The organism is Corynebacterium ulceribovis DSM 45146 (assembly GCF_000372445.1).
Classification (GTDB): domain Bacteria; phylum Actinomycetota; class Actinomycetes; order Mycobacteriales; family Mycobacteriaceae; genus Corynebacterium; species Corynebacterium ulceribovis.
This window is the reverse complement of sequence record NZ_AQUY01000002.1, coordinates 559,092-572,714: the sequence shown is the minus strand read 5'-3', so window position 1 is coordinate 572,714 and position 13,623 is coordinate 559,092. Positions and strand designations below refer to the sequence as shown.

The 13,623-nt window shown below is 60.3% G+C and carries 14 protein-coding genes; 4 read left to right on the top strand and 10 right to left on the bottom strand.

Going from position 1 to position 13,623, the window contains the following annotated elements:
- The first annotated feature begins 59 nt into the window (after window positions 1–59).
- Both A3EC_RS0108195 and A3EC_RS0108190 read left to right on the top strand, forming a co-directional pair.
- On the top strand, window positions 60–482 hold the full coding sequence (locus tag A3EC_RS0108195) for a VOC family protein (RefSeq protein ID WP_342661861.1): 423 nt from the start codon (window positions 60–62) through the stop codon (window positions 480–482).
- A 98-nt stretch (window positions 483–580) separates the two neighbouring features.
- The gene (locus A3EC_RS0108190; RefSeq protein WP_018024702.1) at window positions 581–1,759 is read left to right on the top strand and encodes an ATP-binding protein; all 1,179 of its coding nucleotides are present in this window, start codon (window positions 581–583) and stop codon (window positions 1,757–1,759) included.
- Here A3EC_RS0108190 and hisI read toward each other — a convergent pair whose 3' ends face one another.
- The 9 genes from hisI to hisD all read right to left on the bottom strand — a co-directional run bounded on the left by hisI (window position 1,760) and on the right by hisD (window position 9,850).
- On the bottom strand, window positions 1,760–2,140 hold the full coding sequence (gene hisI / locus A3EC_RS0108185) for a phosphoribosyl-AMP cyclohydrolase (RefSeq protein ID WP_018024701.1): 381 nt from the start codon (window positions 2,138–2,140) through the stop codon (window positions 1,760–1,762).
- The gene (gene hisF / locus A3EC_RS0108180; RefSeq protein WP_018024700.1) at window positions 2,140–2,913 is read right to left on the bottom strand and encodes an imidazole glycerol phosphate synthase subunit HisF; all 774 of its coding nucleotides are present in this window, start codon (window positions 2,911–2,913) and stop codon (window positions 2,140–2,142) included. The genes hisI and hisF overlap by 1 nt, the downstream gene beginning before the upstream one ends.
- Before the next feature lie 3 nt (window positions 2,914–2,916).
- Complete coding sequence (locus A3EC_RS0108175; RefSeq protein WP_018024699.1) at window positions 2,917–3,732, bottom strand: inositol monophosphatase family protein; 816 nt, start codon at window positions 3,730–3,732, stop codon at window positions 2,917–2,919.
- A gap of 49 nt (window positions 3,733–3,781) precedes the next feature.
- Entirely contained in the window at window positions 3,782–4,513 is a 732-nt protein-coding gene (gene priA / locus A3EC_RS0108170) for a bifunctional 1-(5-phosphoribosyl)-5-((5-phosphoribosylamino)methylideneamino)imidazole-4-carboxamide isomerase/phosphoribosylanthranilate isomerase PriA (RefSeq protein WP_018024698.1), read from the bottom strand.
- A gap of 96 nt (window positions 4,514–4,609) precedes the next feature.
- Window positions 4,610–5,245, bottom strand: coding sequence for an imidazole glycerol phosphate synthase subunit HisH (gene hisH / locus A3EC_RS0108165; protein WP_018024697.1), 636 nt, complete (start codon window positions 5,243–5,245; stop codon window positions 4,610–4,612).
- 9 nt (window positions 5,246–5,254) lie between these two features.
- A complete protein-coding gene (locus A3EC_RS0108160; protein ID WP_018024696.1) occupies window positions 5,255–6,547 on the bottom strand; it encodes an MFS transporter in 1,293 nt (430 codons plus the stop codon).
- Between the two features lie 178 nt (window positions 6,548–6,725).
- Complete coding sequence (gene hisB, locus A3EC_RS0108150) at window positions 6,726–7,346, bottom strand: imidazoleglycerol-phosphate dehydratase HisB (protein ID WP_018024694.1); 621 nt, start codon at window positions 7,344–7,346, stop codon at window positions 6,726–6,728.
- A 2-nt stretch (window positions 7,347–7,348) separates the two neighbouring features.
- Window positions 7,349–8,485 (bottom strand): histidinol-phosphate transaminase, encoded by a 1,137-nt coding sequence (locus A3EC_RS0108145; protein ID WP_018024693.1) that lies wholly within the window; start codon window positions 8,483–8,485, stop codon window positions 7,349–7,351.
- Window positions 8,486–8,494: 9 nt separating this feature from the next.
- Window positions 8,495–9,850: a histidinol dehydrogenase gene (gene hisD / locus A3EC_RS0108140; RefSeq protein WP_026162332.1), complete on the bottom strand. Its 1,356-nt coding sequence runs from the start codon at window positions 9,848–9,850 to the stop codon at window positions 8,495–8,497.
- Window positions 9,851–9,935: 85 nt separating this feature from the next.
- On the opposite strand from hisD, the gene A3EC_RS0108135 reads away from it, so the two are divergent.
- Complete coding sequence (locus A3EC_RS0108135) at window positions 9,936–11,558, top strand: hypothetical protein (RefSeq protein ID WP_018024691.1); 1,623 nt, start codon at window positions 9,936–9,938, stop codon at window positions 11,556–11,558.
- Between the two features lie 13 nt (window positions 11,559–11,571).
- Entirely contained in the window at window positions 11,572–12,702 is a 1,131-nt protein-coding gene (locus tag A3EC_RS0108130; RefSeq protein WP_018024690.1) for a hypothetical protein, read from the top strand.
- Window positions 12,703–12,719: 17 nt separating this feature from the next.
- On the opposite strand, the gene nadC is transcribed toward A3EC_RS0108130, so the two are convergent.
- Window positions 12,720–13,622, bottom strand: coding sequence for a carboxylating nicotinate-nucleotide diphosphorylase (gene nadC / locus A3EC_RS0108125; protein WP_018024689.1), 903 nt, complete (start codon window positions 13,620–13,622; stop codon window positions 12,720–12,722).
- Window position 13,623 lies beyond the last annotated feature (1 nt).

Below are 13,623 nucleotides of genomic sequence, written 5' to 3'. Positions count from 1 at the left end.
TGATCCGTACCATATCGACTACCGACATGCGTTGTGGTCGGCAGCCTGTACATCCGTAACTGATAGGACTACCCATAGCTATTCGATTCAGCCCATATATCTCATTCCCAGGCAACGCCCGTGAGGCCATGACCTACTACCAGGACATGTTCGGCGGCGAGCTGAACTTTGATTCCTACGACGGCATGGAAGATATGCTGCCGTTCACCCCGCCGAAGGATGCGGTTGCGCACGCGGAGTTGGTGGCCGATGGGGTGATTATCAATGGCGGCGATGCCATGGGTGAGACGTTGCCTCCGCTCAAGTCCGACGTTTACTCTTTCCTGCTGTCCTTTGATTCTGTTGAGGAAGCTACCGCAGTATGGGAGAAGTTCGTGCAGTCCGGCGCTGCGGTTGCGATGCCATTTGAGATGGCACCGTGGGGTCAGCCTTACGGCCAGATTAAGGACCGTTTCGACGTGTTGTGGGCATTCTCGGCTTGAGTTGTGAGGTCTCGGTTTTCAGCGGCCGAGTTTTTCGCCCCGACCAGGCAAACTGAGTAAACTGAGCAGGAGTGCGGAAACTGAGTAAACTGAGTAGCATGCCGAGCTCTCCATTGCCTCCATCTCCTGCACTGCGCAACCCCTTCACCCCAACCTTCGGCACCTCCCCCGCCGTGTACGTTGGCCGAGATGACATCATTGATGCCTTTTCCGGCGCGCTTATCGACGGACCGGGCGCACCATCGCGAGCCATGATCATCACTGGAACGCGAGGCATCGGAAAAACAGTGCTGCTCAATGAACTCGAAGACGAAGCTAAACGCGCTGGCTGGCGCGTCATCCCCGAGACGGCATTGCCTGGCCTCACCGACCGCATTGTGCAGCAACAACTTCCTAGCCTGCTAAGCGACATTGACCCACGAAGCTCTCGCCGCCGCATTACCGGAATCACGGCTCCAGCTGGTCTCGGCGGTATCCGCACCGAAATCAAAGACCGGCATACGCCAGAACCTGGGCTGCGGCCGCTGCTGACAGAAGCCGTCGAGTTACTGGCGCAACAAGGCTCCGGACTCTTCCTCACCGTCGACGAAGTTGGCCGCGCTACCGCTGACGAGCTCGCTGAGCTGACCGCCGCCATCCAGCACCTCTTCCGCGAAAACGGCAATATCGCCATTGCGCTCGCCGGTCTGCCGGAAGAAATCGCCACGCTGCTCGAGCACCGCGGCATCACTTTCCTACGCCGCGCCGACCGCCGCATCCTCGGGGCTGTCACCCCAGCTCAAGCTGAAGAAGGCCTAGCAGCGCCGGTCCAAGCCGCTGGTCTTTCCTGGGACGCCACTGGGTTACGGTCGGCAATTGCGGCCACTCACGGCTACCCATTCATGATTCAGCTGATTGGCTATCACGCGTGGCGTGCCCAGCAACACTTGGACGGCGGCGAAATCAGCAGCTCCATCTCCGTCCGCGCCGCCACAACCGGAGTAGAAGCAGCGACCGATGAACTTGGCCACCTAGTCCTTGATCCGGTCATTGCCAGCCTCACCGAACTCGAGTTGGCCTATCTTAAGGCAATGGCCGTCGACGACGGCCCATCGCGTTCCGGCGATATCGCGGACCGGATTGCGCGTGGTTCCGATGTCACCGCGCAGTACCGTCGGCGGCTCATCGCCCGCCACATCATCTTCTCCCGCGGCCACGGCCAAGTCGATTTCGCTATCCCCGGCTTGCGGGAATATCTGCGCCGCGAGGATGAATCCGGCCCGCAGCTATTTTGGTAGCTACCGTGGCACTCCGAACACTGGGGTGACATCAAAGCAGCTGTGCGCACCGGTGTGGCAGGCCGCACCGGTCTGCTCCACTTCCATCAGCACAGTGTCGCCGTCGCAGTCGAGCGCCAGAGACGTCACCTTCTGGAAGTGACCAGAGGTCATCCCCTTGATCCAGTACTCCGACCGGGAGCGCGACCAGTAAGTCCCGCGCTTAGTGGCAATCGTGTACGCCAACGCGTGGTTATCCATCCACGCCATCATCAGCACTCGGCCGCTGCTATTCTCCTGCACAATCGCCGGGACCAAGCCGTCAGCGTTGAACTTTACTTTTTCTTCAATCTCTTGTGGCAGGTCATAAGTGACCACATCCAGGTCATCATCGACGCTCATCAGCGCACTTCCTTCCCAGCTGCCCGCAACGCATCTTTCACTTCCGAAATGCTGACTTCACCGTAATGGAAAATCGACGCAGCCAACACTGCGTTCGCACCCGCATCCACAGCAGGCGGGAAATGCTCGGCTTTACCGGCACCACCAGAAGCAATCACCGGAATCGTCACCGCAGCACGCACCGCGGCCAACATCTCCAAGTCGAAACCAGCTTTAGTGCCGTCACCATCCATCGAGTTCAGCAGAATCTCCCCCACGCCGAGCTCTTCACCACGGCGTGCCCATTCCACAGCGTCAATGCCCGCGGACTTGGTACCACCGTGGGTGGTCACTTCGTAACCGCTTGGCTGCGGCTGGCCGCCTTCAGGCACGCGGCGGGCATCAACCGACAGGACAATGCACTGCGCACCAAAGCGCTCGGACAGTTCCTGCAGCAGTTCAGGCCGCGCAATCGCGGACGTATTGACGGAAACCTTATCCGCACCCGCGCGCAGCAACTGGTCGACGTCCTCGACTGAACGCACCCCACCACCAACAGTCAGCGGGATGAACACTTCATCAGCGGTACGGCGCACCACATCCAGCATCGTGCCGCGACCATCCTTGGAGGCACTGACATCCAAGAAAGTCAGCTCATCAGCGCCTTCCTGGTTGTAGCGGGCAGCTAGTTCGACTGGGTCGCCAGCATCGCGCAAGTTCTCAAAGTTCACGCCCTTAACCACGCGGCCGTCTTTGACGTCGAGGCAAGGGATAACGCGGATTGCTACAGACATGGGTTAAAGCTCCTTTTGTTTGGCAGGTGGCAGTTCCAATGACTGCACAATTTCTAGTAGTTGTTCGTGGGTGCGTGGCGTACCGGCGAGCACCCCATGTGAACCTGGATGCCACGGTTCGCCGAACACATCAGTAGCAATCCCGCCCGCTTCCCGAATGAGAAGCACCCCGCCGGCGTTGTCCCATGAATGTGGTGAAAATGTGACCGACCCAGCAAACGCCCCGGAGGCAGTCAGAGCCAGATCGACGCCGACCGAACCGTCAATACGCATCGATGGAAACTTAATACCCACCTTGTTGAGCAACCGTTGCCGCCATTCCATGGGGAACAATTTGTCGCGGCGCGCAATGATGGAGCCGAAACCCACGGTGCGGGCTCCGGTAGGTTCCGACAGGCGCGGTACTCGGTGGCCGTTAATGCGCAGGCCACCACCTTTGTAGGCCATGTAGCGTTGCCGCAGAAACGGCATGGCGCTGACGGCGACAACAGGCTCGCCGCGGTGAATCAGTGCCACCAAAATGCCGCACATCGGGTAGCCGACGGCATAGTTCGACGTGCCATCGATCGGGTCGACCACCCAGTAAGTTTCTGCTGGTTCGCCGCCGTACTCTTCGCCAAGGACATCGAAACCGGACATGGATTCCAGCAGCACTGCCATTTTGCGTTCAATGTGCAGGTCCGCTTCGGTGGCAAAGTCGCCGCGCGCTTTGGTGAGCACCGGCGGGGCACCGAGGTTCGCTTTGAAGAAGGGAACTACCCCGTCGACAACCTTCTCGGCGACCGCGCACATTTCTGGGAGATCCAGTTCTTCGTCCATGTGCGGTCTCGTCTACTTCTATTTGGCAGGTGTGTGGTCAGTCAGCGGTCTACTTCGCGGCGGCGAGTGCTTCCGGCAAGGTGAAACGACCAGCGTATAGGGCCTTGCCGACAATAGCGGAGTCCACACCTTCGTCGACCAGCGCGCGCAGCGCCACAATGTCATCGAGGCTGGAGATACCGCCGGAAGCCACAATTGGCGCGTCGGTGGCTGCCGCAACATCGCGCAGCAGATCCACGTTTGGGCCCTTCAAGGTGCCGTCCTTCGACACGTCGGTCACCACGAAGCGGGAGGCACCTTCAGCATCGAGTCGCTCCAGTACTTCCCACAGGTCGCCACCGTCAGAGACCCAGCCGCGGCCACGCAGTCGCCAGCTTTCGCCTTCCTTCAGCACGTCAAGGCCAATCGCGACTTTGTCCCCAAAGCGGTCAATGACCGATTTGCACCATTCCGGGTTTTCCAGCGCTGCGGTACCAATATTGACGCGGGCACAACCGGTCGACAGGGCGCGTTCCAGCGACTCATCGTCGCGGATACCGCCAGACATTTCCACCTTCACGTCCAAAGTGCCGACAACATCCTGCAGGATGTCGAAGTTGCTTCCGCGGCCGAAGGCAGCGTCTAGGTCCACGAGGTGAATCCATTCTGCGCCATCGTTTTGCCAGGCCAGTGCGGCTTCGAGTGGGGCGCCGTATCCGGTTTCTGTGCCCGCGGCACCTTGGACCAAACGGACTGCTTGACCGTCGGCGACGTCGACTGCGGGAAGCAATGTCAGGCTCATGGAACTCACCTTCGTGGTTGGGCGCACATCGCGGTGCGCAGTGTGTACTGCACCAGTATAGGAGGTACCGTGACCGCGACCACCGTGCGCGGGGTGTTAGAGCGTTTCCACCCAGTTACGCAGCAGCTGCAACCCAGCTTCCCCCGACTTTTCTGGGTGGAACTGGGTTGCCCACAGCGGGCCGTTTTCCACAGCCGCCACAAAGCGGTCATCTTCATGTTGCGCCCAGCTGACCAGCGGCGGAATCGTCTTCCCGTCAGAGGTATCCAGGTCCCAACTGCGCGCGCCATAGGAATGCACGAAATAGAATCGTTCATCCGCTGGCAGCCCAGCGAACATTTCCGTTCCCGCGGGCACTTCCACAGTGTTCCACCCCATGTGCGGCAAAATCTCCGCGTGCAGCTTATCGACGGTACCCGGCCATTGATCGCAACCAGGGGTCAGTCGCGGCTCGGTACCTTCAGCAAACATCACCTGCATGCCCACACAAATACCCAGCACTGGTCGTCCACCGGCAAGACGCATATCAATCAGGTAGTCGCCGCGCACTTTCCGCAGCCCACGCATACATGCAGAGTACGCGCCCACCCCGGGCACCAGCATGCCGTCGGCACTAAGTGCCAAGTTCTGGTCGGCGGTTACCGTCACGTCAGCGCCCACATGTTCTAGGGCGCGTTGGGCCGAACGTAGGTTTCCGGAGCCGTAGTCAAGCAGGACAACGTTTTTCTTCACGTCGCTATCCTACTTTTTCAGCTTTTCGACGTTCTTAAGCCGGTGCTGTTTACGCTCTGGCGCAAACATGGCATCGGCAATTGCGGCCACAAAACCAACGAAAATAATTGCTCCCGCGGTGCCGAACATCGTCACAAAGCCCGCAGCGGCAACCGCACCCAGGACGAAGGAACCGATACCGGTACCACCATCAAAGGCAATATTCCACAGCGCAGATGCCTGGGAGGCACGCTTGGAAGTGAGGCGTTCAAAAAGCAGCAGCAGCGACTCATTTTGCACCGTGCCAAAGCCCATGCCGTACAGCAACGCCGCCGGCAAAATCCACCAGGCAGACACGTCAGTGGACAACACAAACGCAGTCGCCGCCATGCCAAGCACCGCAAGCATCAAACCAGGTGCCAAAGTTTTACCGGCACCACCGGCTCGGTCCGCGACCGCACCGGCCACATACCGTGCCAGCATCTGACCGGCGCCGACCACACCTAGGCAGATACCGCCGACTGTGGCACCGGCGACTGGGTCGAAAGCGCGGGCAGCTGGTGCGAGGAAGGTCGAGACACCACCGAAAGCCATGGACACGCAGGACATTGCCATAATTGGCACCAGTACCAGCCGCCACAGTGGCCGCGCTGGCTGGTGCTCGGATTCGCTGTCTGTGGCAGAGGCCGAGTCCTTACGGCCTTTCGCCTGCTTCGGCGCCGCTTTAATATTCGGGATCAGCAGCGCCATCACCCCGCCGATCGCACCAATAATGGTGGCGACAATGTACACCGGCGGGTAACCAACGGAGTCAGCCATCAGCAGGCCAGCGGGCAGGCCGATCAGTTCAGCCAGCCCAATGCACATGCCCATCAGCCCAGCTGCGCGGCCAAGTCGATTGCTCGGCACCAGCTCAGCCAGCAGCGCCGACTGAGCAACGGTCATGCAGCCAAAGCCAACACCACGCAGCGCCGCGATGGTCAGCACCAACCAGCCATCCATAGAAATAAGGTGCCCCAAGGTCGGTAAAGCAAGGAACACCGCGGAAATGAGCATTGTTGCGCGGTAGCCGAGGTTGCGCAGCAGCAGCGGAGTTTGTGTTTGGGTGAGCACGGTTGCGGCCATGAACACACCAGTGATGGCACCAGCTGCGGTGTTGGAACCACCTTCATCGAGCACTGCCTGCGGGATGACAGGCAAAAGCAATGCCCACGCGCAGAACGCCGCTGCGGTGGACACAAGTGTTGCCAGGAATCCTGGGACGCGGAAAATTGGAACGGTTGCTAAATCAGTAGAACTGGTTTTGGCACCGCCATTAGACATCCATTACTCCCATCATCCACAGCACTGCTACTCCGAGCGCTCCTACAGTCAATAAACCTAGGACACCGGTGGCGACCCGACTACCCGACTTATATGCCGACCAAGTACCACCGGCCAGAACACCCGCCAGGATAAACATGAGGTAAACCCACCACGGGAAAGCACCATTGTCGACCATTTACAGTGCCCCCTTGGTCGATGGGATATCCGTCACGCGCGGATCCAGTTCGCAGGCACCGCGCAGCGCCCGAGTGACAGCCTTAAACTCCGCCTCAGTGATGTGGTGCGGGTCGCGGCCGTACTGGACCTGGATGTGCAGGTTGATGCCAGCGTGGAACGCAAAGGTTTCAAAGAAGTGCTCGTTAATCACCGTGGCGTAGTGGCCAGCAATCACTGCGTGCAGCACCTGCTCTGGTTCACCAGTCATGACAAAGTATGGGCGGCCAGACAGGTCAACGATGGCATGAACCAGCGTTTCGTCCATCGGAATCCATGCATCGGCGAAACGGCGAATACCTCGCTTGTCCCCCAAAGCTTCCCGGAACGCTTGGCCGAGCACGATGCCGGTGTCTTCCACCGAGTGGTGCGCGTCCACATCCACGTCGCCGGTGCAACGGACATACAGGTCGAAGCGGCCGTGGGAGGCGAATGCGGTGAGCATGTGGTCAAAGAACGGCAGGCCGGTTTGAATGTCGGCGGTGCCGGCGCCGTCAAGGTTCAGTTCGACGACAATCGAGGATTCGCGGGTGGCGCGTTCTACCCGACCGATGCGGTCTTTTGGCTCGTCAGTGTCAACCATAGTTATGCTCCTGGTGCTTGAATTCGTAGTTCAGCTGGCACGTTCTTCGCCGCTGTGAGGAAGGCGTCGTTTTCGGCTGGCAGCCCAATGGTCGCACGCAGGTAACCTGGCACGCCATTGTCGCGGATGAGCACATCTTCAGCCAGGAACGCTTCCCATGCTTTATGCGCATCATTAAAGTGCCCGAATTGAACGAAGTTGGACTGCGACTCAATGACGTCGTAGCCCAGTTCCGTCAGCCCAGCGACCACACGGTCACGCTCTTCGGACAGTTTCTGCACAGTAGCCAGCGTGTCATCGGCATGCCGCAACGCCACTTCGGCAGCGGCCTGGGACAGCACAGACAGGTGATATGGCAGACGCACCAACATCACCGCGTCGATAAAAGCGGGCGCCGCAACGAAGTAGCCCAACCGTCCGCCAGCAAAGTCGAAAGCTTTGCTCATGGTCCGCGACACCACCAGCTTTTCTGGATAGTCGGCAATCAGCTGCACCGCAGAAGGTTCAGCCGAAAACTCCGCGTAAGCTTCATCGACAATCACGATGCCCGGCGCGGCTTCAATCAACTTCCGCAGGTCCGCGACTGGCGTCACGCCACCGGTCGGATTGTTTGGAGTGGTAATGAACACTACATCCGGCTGGTGCTCGGCAATTGCTTCCAGTGCCTTCGGCATGTCAATAACAAACCGGTCGGTGCGCGGAATCGCAATGAATTCCGTTTGGGTGCCAGCCGACAGGATGGGGTGCATCGAGTACGACGGGGTGAAGCCCATCGCGCTGCGTCCTGGCCCACCGAAAGCCTGAAGTAGCTGCTGCAACACTTCGTTGGAGCCGTTAGCTGCCCAGACGTTGTCGCGGGTCACCGTGGTTTTGCATTGCTTGGTGACGTAAGCGGCCAACGCATCGCGCAGCTGCACACTGTCGCGTTCTGGGTATCGGTTCAGGTTTTTCGCGACCTCTGTAACCGTTGCAACGAGGTCGTCGACCAGTGCTTGGCTTGGCGGGTATGGGTTTTCGTTGGTGTTCAGCCGAACCGAAACGTCGAGCTGCGGCGCACCGTAAGCTTCCTCGCCGCGCAGTTCTTCGCGCAGGGGCAGCTGCGCCAATGTGGTATCGCGTCCTGGAGTCTGGGGTGTCATGGGGTGCTGCTATTCCTGTTCTGCTGCTGGTTCGGCGGCTGGGAGGTTTTCGAAACGGGCGCGGATGGCTTCCCCGTGGGCGGGCAGGCGTTCGGCATCTGCCAGCGCAATAACGGTTGGGGCAATGTCCTTCAACGCGGTCTCGTCGTATTCGATGACATGCACGTTCTTGAGGAACGTATGCGTCGACAAGCCCGAAGAGTACCGAGCTGTACCGGACGTTGGCAGGACGTGGTTTGAACCTGCGGCGTAATCCCCCAATGGCACTGGGGAGAAATTCCCGACGAAAATGGCGCCCGCGTTGGTGATCTGCGCGGCGGTTGCGGCGGAATCAGCGGTATGGACTTCCAGGTGCTCGGCGGCGTAAGCATTAGCCACATCAACGCCCTGCGCCATATCGTCAACAAGCACAATGCCGGACTGTGGGCCGGTCAGTGCTTCGCGGACGCGGTCAGCGTTCAGGGTGATTTCGTAGCGCGCCGTGATTTCCTTATCGACGGCGGCGGCCAAATCCTCCGAGTCCGTGATGAGCACCGATGCGGCCATCGGGTCATGCTCAGCCTGCGAAATCATGTCATAGGCCACCGCAATTGGATCCGCAGTGTGGTCCGCAAGCACCGCGATCTCAGTTGGGCCGGCCTCCGAGTCAATGCCCACCACTGCGCGGCACAGGCGCTTGGCGGCGGTGACAAAAATATTGCCCGGGCCGGTGACCATATCCACCGGCGCCAATGGCTGCGCTTCCGTCTCGCCGGTTTCATCACCGTAAGCCAACAGTGCAACGGCCTGTGCCCCACCGACAGCCCACACTTCGTCCACGCCCAGCAGGTCGCACGCGGCCAAAATGGTTGGGTGCGGCCAACCGTCATTGTCTAGCTGCGGCGGGGAGGCCACCACCAGGGAGCTGCAGCCCGCGGCTTGGGCCGGTACCGCATTCATAATCACCGACGATGGGTACACGGCCTGGCCGCCCGGCACATACAGGCCGACGCGTTCCACCGGAATCCACCGCTCGGTCAAAGTGCCGCCTGGGGCGACCTCCAGCGTCATATCCGCTGGTTTTTGGGCCTCATGGAAGGCGCGGACCCGCCGGATCGCTTCTTCCAGCGCTTGGCGGACCTCAGCAGTCAGCGAAGCGGTCGCGGCCGCAATAATGTTTTCCGGCACTCGGATGCTCGCTGGCCGAATCCCATCAAACTTTTCGGAAAACTCATGGGCTGCTGCTGCCCCGCGGGCCTTAATATCGGTGACCACTGGCTGGACAGTGGGGATCATGGAATCGACATCGGCTGCGCCGCGCGGCAGGGCTGCCCGCAGCTGTGCGACCGAAGGTGTACGACCGCGCAGGTCAGTAATAGTCAGCATGATGAACTTTCCGGTTGGTTCTTCGAACGCTTCAATCATAGGACGAAGCCGAGACACAATTGCGCTGCCCCCTAGACTGGCAAGTATGACCAACAGCCATCCATGGTGGGAAGACTTTGCATCCCTGGCCTATCCACCGAATTTTCCAGTCGACCCGACGAGTGCGGATTTCCCACTTCCCGAGCGGACCGCAGACCTGGAAGACCTGCCGGATGACTTAACTGACCTGCTCGCCACCTCCGTCGCCTTCAATGCTGCCGGCGACTATGCCGGGGCGTGGCGGGTGCAGACCAGCCTGGGCCGCACCCACTGGTATGACCAGCCGGACCTGGACACATTGCCGAAGAAGTCCGCGGTGGAATGGTTTCAGCAACGCATCTCTATCACCGACTTTTTAGAGCTATCCGACGAGCGGGACCTGATTCAAGCCGAATGGCTGGAGTGGGCCGAACGAAACCTGGACTCGCATAATGAATTGTTGAGCTTGGCCTACCGAGCCATCTCAGAGCTGCACAGTGACACCGCAACCATCGGCGGCTTTGCCTTCCCGTTGACGCTGCAATTCGTTAACCGGGTGGAGCTGATGAGCGCCGCCCCGATGCCGGTCGTGGGTGCGGCGGCGATTGTGTTGGCGGAGGCGTGCCTGTCCAAGCAACTGGTTGGGCTGGCCGAGTCGATCGCCCGGCATGAACCCAAGTTGGATGCCAAGGGCGCCAACACCGATGCGCTGAAGCTGCTGCGCGCCCATATTGCGTGGCACCAGGACGATATCGCCACGGCAGAAGATTTGCTGGCCCAAGTCGAATACCAACCGGTTAATAATGCCCTCACCTCCGTGTTTGAGGCCCACAACCTGCACGCTTACCTGGAGTTCCTCCGGGAAAACCATGAAGCATCCTTCGCGCATGTGCGGGCAGCTGCAACGATTGCGCTGCAAAATGACTTCATTGTGGCCGGGTTGGGTTCGGCGGCAATGTACGTGAAGTATCTGCACGATTCCGGCGAAATTGAGCATGTCCTCGATTTCGGGGGCGCTTATCTGCGGGCGGCGCATGGGTTGCCGGTCTCGTCGCTGCATTTGGATCTGCAGCTACTGGTGGCCAATGCCTATTTCATGGCCGGTGACTATGAGGAAGCCGGCGCCGCAGCAATGGCAGTTGCGGGTTGGTCGCAGATGACCGACGAGGATTCCCGGACCACATTGGCGTTCATCATTGCGGCGGAAGTTCGCTGCTTCAATGACGATATTGCTGGTGCGATGTCACTGATGAAGGACACCGCCGACTTCATGAAAACCCGCGGCAACATGGAAGATTGGGCGATGTCGTTGCGGCATGCCGCTCGGTTTGCTGCGCTATCCCCGGATCAGGCGGACCGGGACCGCGCATTGCTGTGGCTCAATGAGACCGCACCGACCTCTGAGGTCGACCGCGCATTGTGGCTGATGTTGCATTTCACGGTGCTGCAGGCCGCGGACCGCGATCGCGCTGATATTGCCGATATTGAAACGGCGGCGGAGATTTTTGTGCAGCACGGTGAAGTCGATGACGCCGCGAAGGCGTACCTGATTGGGATTCGCTACCTAGTGGAGCAGTACCGCTTCGAGGAAGCGCATAGTTATTGTGACCGGGTGGCGTTATTGGTCGATCATCAAAACGCTGACCCGGAATTATTGGAAATTGCCCACGAAATTTTGGATGAAGGATAGCTGAAGGTACATCATGGCCCCTACCGTCGAGAAGGTCCGTCCCCTGCTGGTTTCCGCCTGCGACTCATTTGCTGCTGGCACCGACATTTCCGCCGTTGTGGCCCAGGCCGCACGAATGTTCGGCGATGATGCCCCTTCCACCCGTGCGCTTGTTGACGTTTTGGGCGACGAGGAAAAACTAGTCTTCCAGTGGCTGCGTGGTCTGATTGCGGACGGGCTAGTGCTGCCTCGTGGCTTTTCCGACCGAGCCGGAGCACTCACAGTGTCTCTGGCGCTGGCGCCGACCGCGCAGAATGTGACACTGCGCTGGCTAACCGAACCAGGTTTTGCTGGTACCGGTGCCCCAGCTGCGGAATTAGTCGAAGCAGCCACCACGCAACTGATGGATTTCGACGAGCCTATTGCGCTGGCTGGCTTAGTCGAGTTGTTTACCCTGCTCCCCCGGCTCCGCAACGCCCACGTGTTGGAACCGGTTGCGCAGCGACTGCAGGCAGCCGACGGCGCCGGTGAACTCAGCGCAGGGCAACAAGACCGGATGCAGCTTGCCATGGGGCTGCGAGAATTCGTTGAAGGTAACCCGCAGACGGCAGCTGCCCGATTCGCTGAGGTCACCGCTACCCCAAGCCTGCGAACCGAAGCAGCAGTGTATCGCGCCGCGTCATTGCGTCAACAAGCCCAACACGCCGAGGCCATGGACACGCTGCGGGACGCGCTGACCTACACCACCGCGGACACCGCCATCGACCACCTTGCCGTCGCCGCCCAGGCCGCACCGTTAGCATTGGCGCTGCGGGAACCGGAAGAAATGACCGAGATCTGTGTCGCGGCATTTGAACTGGCCACCGAACTGCCCTGGGGCTTGGTCTCCCACCACATCGCCATGGATGCAGCACGCGGGGTCGGCAGCGCCGGGGACGCAGGCCGGGCCGCGGAAATTGCTGCGTTTGCCGGGAAGAAAGAACGCCGCGCCGTCGACTGGATTCGACACGGCGGCGCCCCTGGTGACGCCGACACCTTCACCCAAGCCGCGATCGAATCGCTGGGGCTGGCGGCTGGCGCCGCGGAACTCGCCGGTGATGCGGAACAGGCGCAGCAATTGCAGACTTTGCTGGCGAACCTGCAGACCGAAATCGCCGCGGACTAGGGCCTGCCCGGCGCGAACTAGTCCTCGAAGTCGAGGCCGAGGTCCAACGCGGTGACCGTGTGTGTCAGCCCGCCTACTGCCAAGTAGTCCACCCCGCAGGTCGCATAGTTGCGGGCAACATCCAAGGTCAGCCCGCCGGAGGACTCCAACGTGGTCCGTGGCGACAGCTGATCTCGGCGCTGCACCGCAATCTGGGTTTGCCACAGTTCAAAATTGTCCAAAAGGACCTGGTCTGGGCGCTCAGCGAGAATCGCATCGAGCTGTTCCAAGGTGTCGACTTCCACTTCACACCATAGGTCTGGGTAGGCGGCGCGCACTTTCCGCAACGCCTCAACTACCCCACCTGCGGCAATGACATGGTTGTCTTTAATCATCGCTTGGTCGCCGAGGCCATAGCGGTGGTTCACCCCACCGCCCACGGACACTGCAAACTTTTGCAGATTCCGCATGCCCGGCAAGGTTTTGCGGCTATCGCGAATTCGGGCGCCCGTGCCGAGCACTGCATCCACCCAGTGGGACGTGGCGGTCGCAATGCCGCTGGCATGGGTGATGAGATTCAAGAACGTGCGCTCAGCCGTCAGGAGGGTGCGGGTCGGCGCCGAAATCGTAGCGACGACGTGGCCCGGCTGGACTCGGGTGCCGTCCGCGACGGACTCCACCGTGAAATTCTCTGGGTCGGTCAGCTGCGCGAGGGTCCAAGCGGGGATGTCCGCCCCGGCGATCACGCCAGGTTTGCGGGCGACAATTTTCGCGACGCTGCGGGCGGATTCGTCGACTGTGGCGACCGACGTGGCATCCGGTCCGTAGCGCAGATCTTCGTCGAGGGCAGCGCGGATAAGCGCGTCTGTTTCGGCGCGATCCAATGGCACAGTGCTATCTGGCGCCGGGACCTTGGCTGGGTTCGTTGGGTTGCTGGCCACC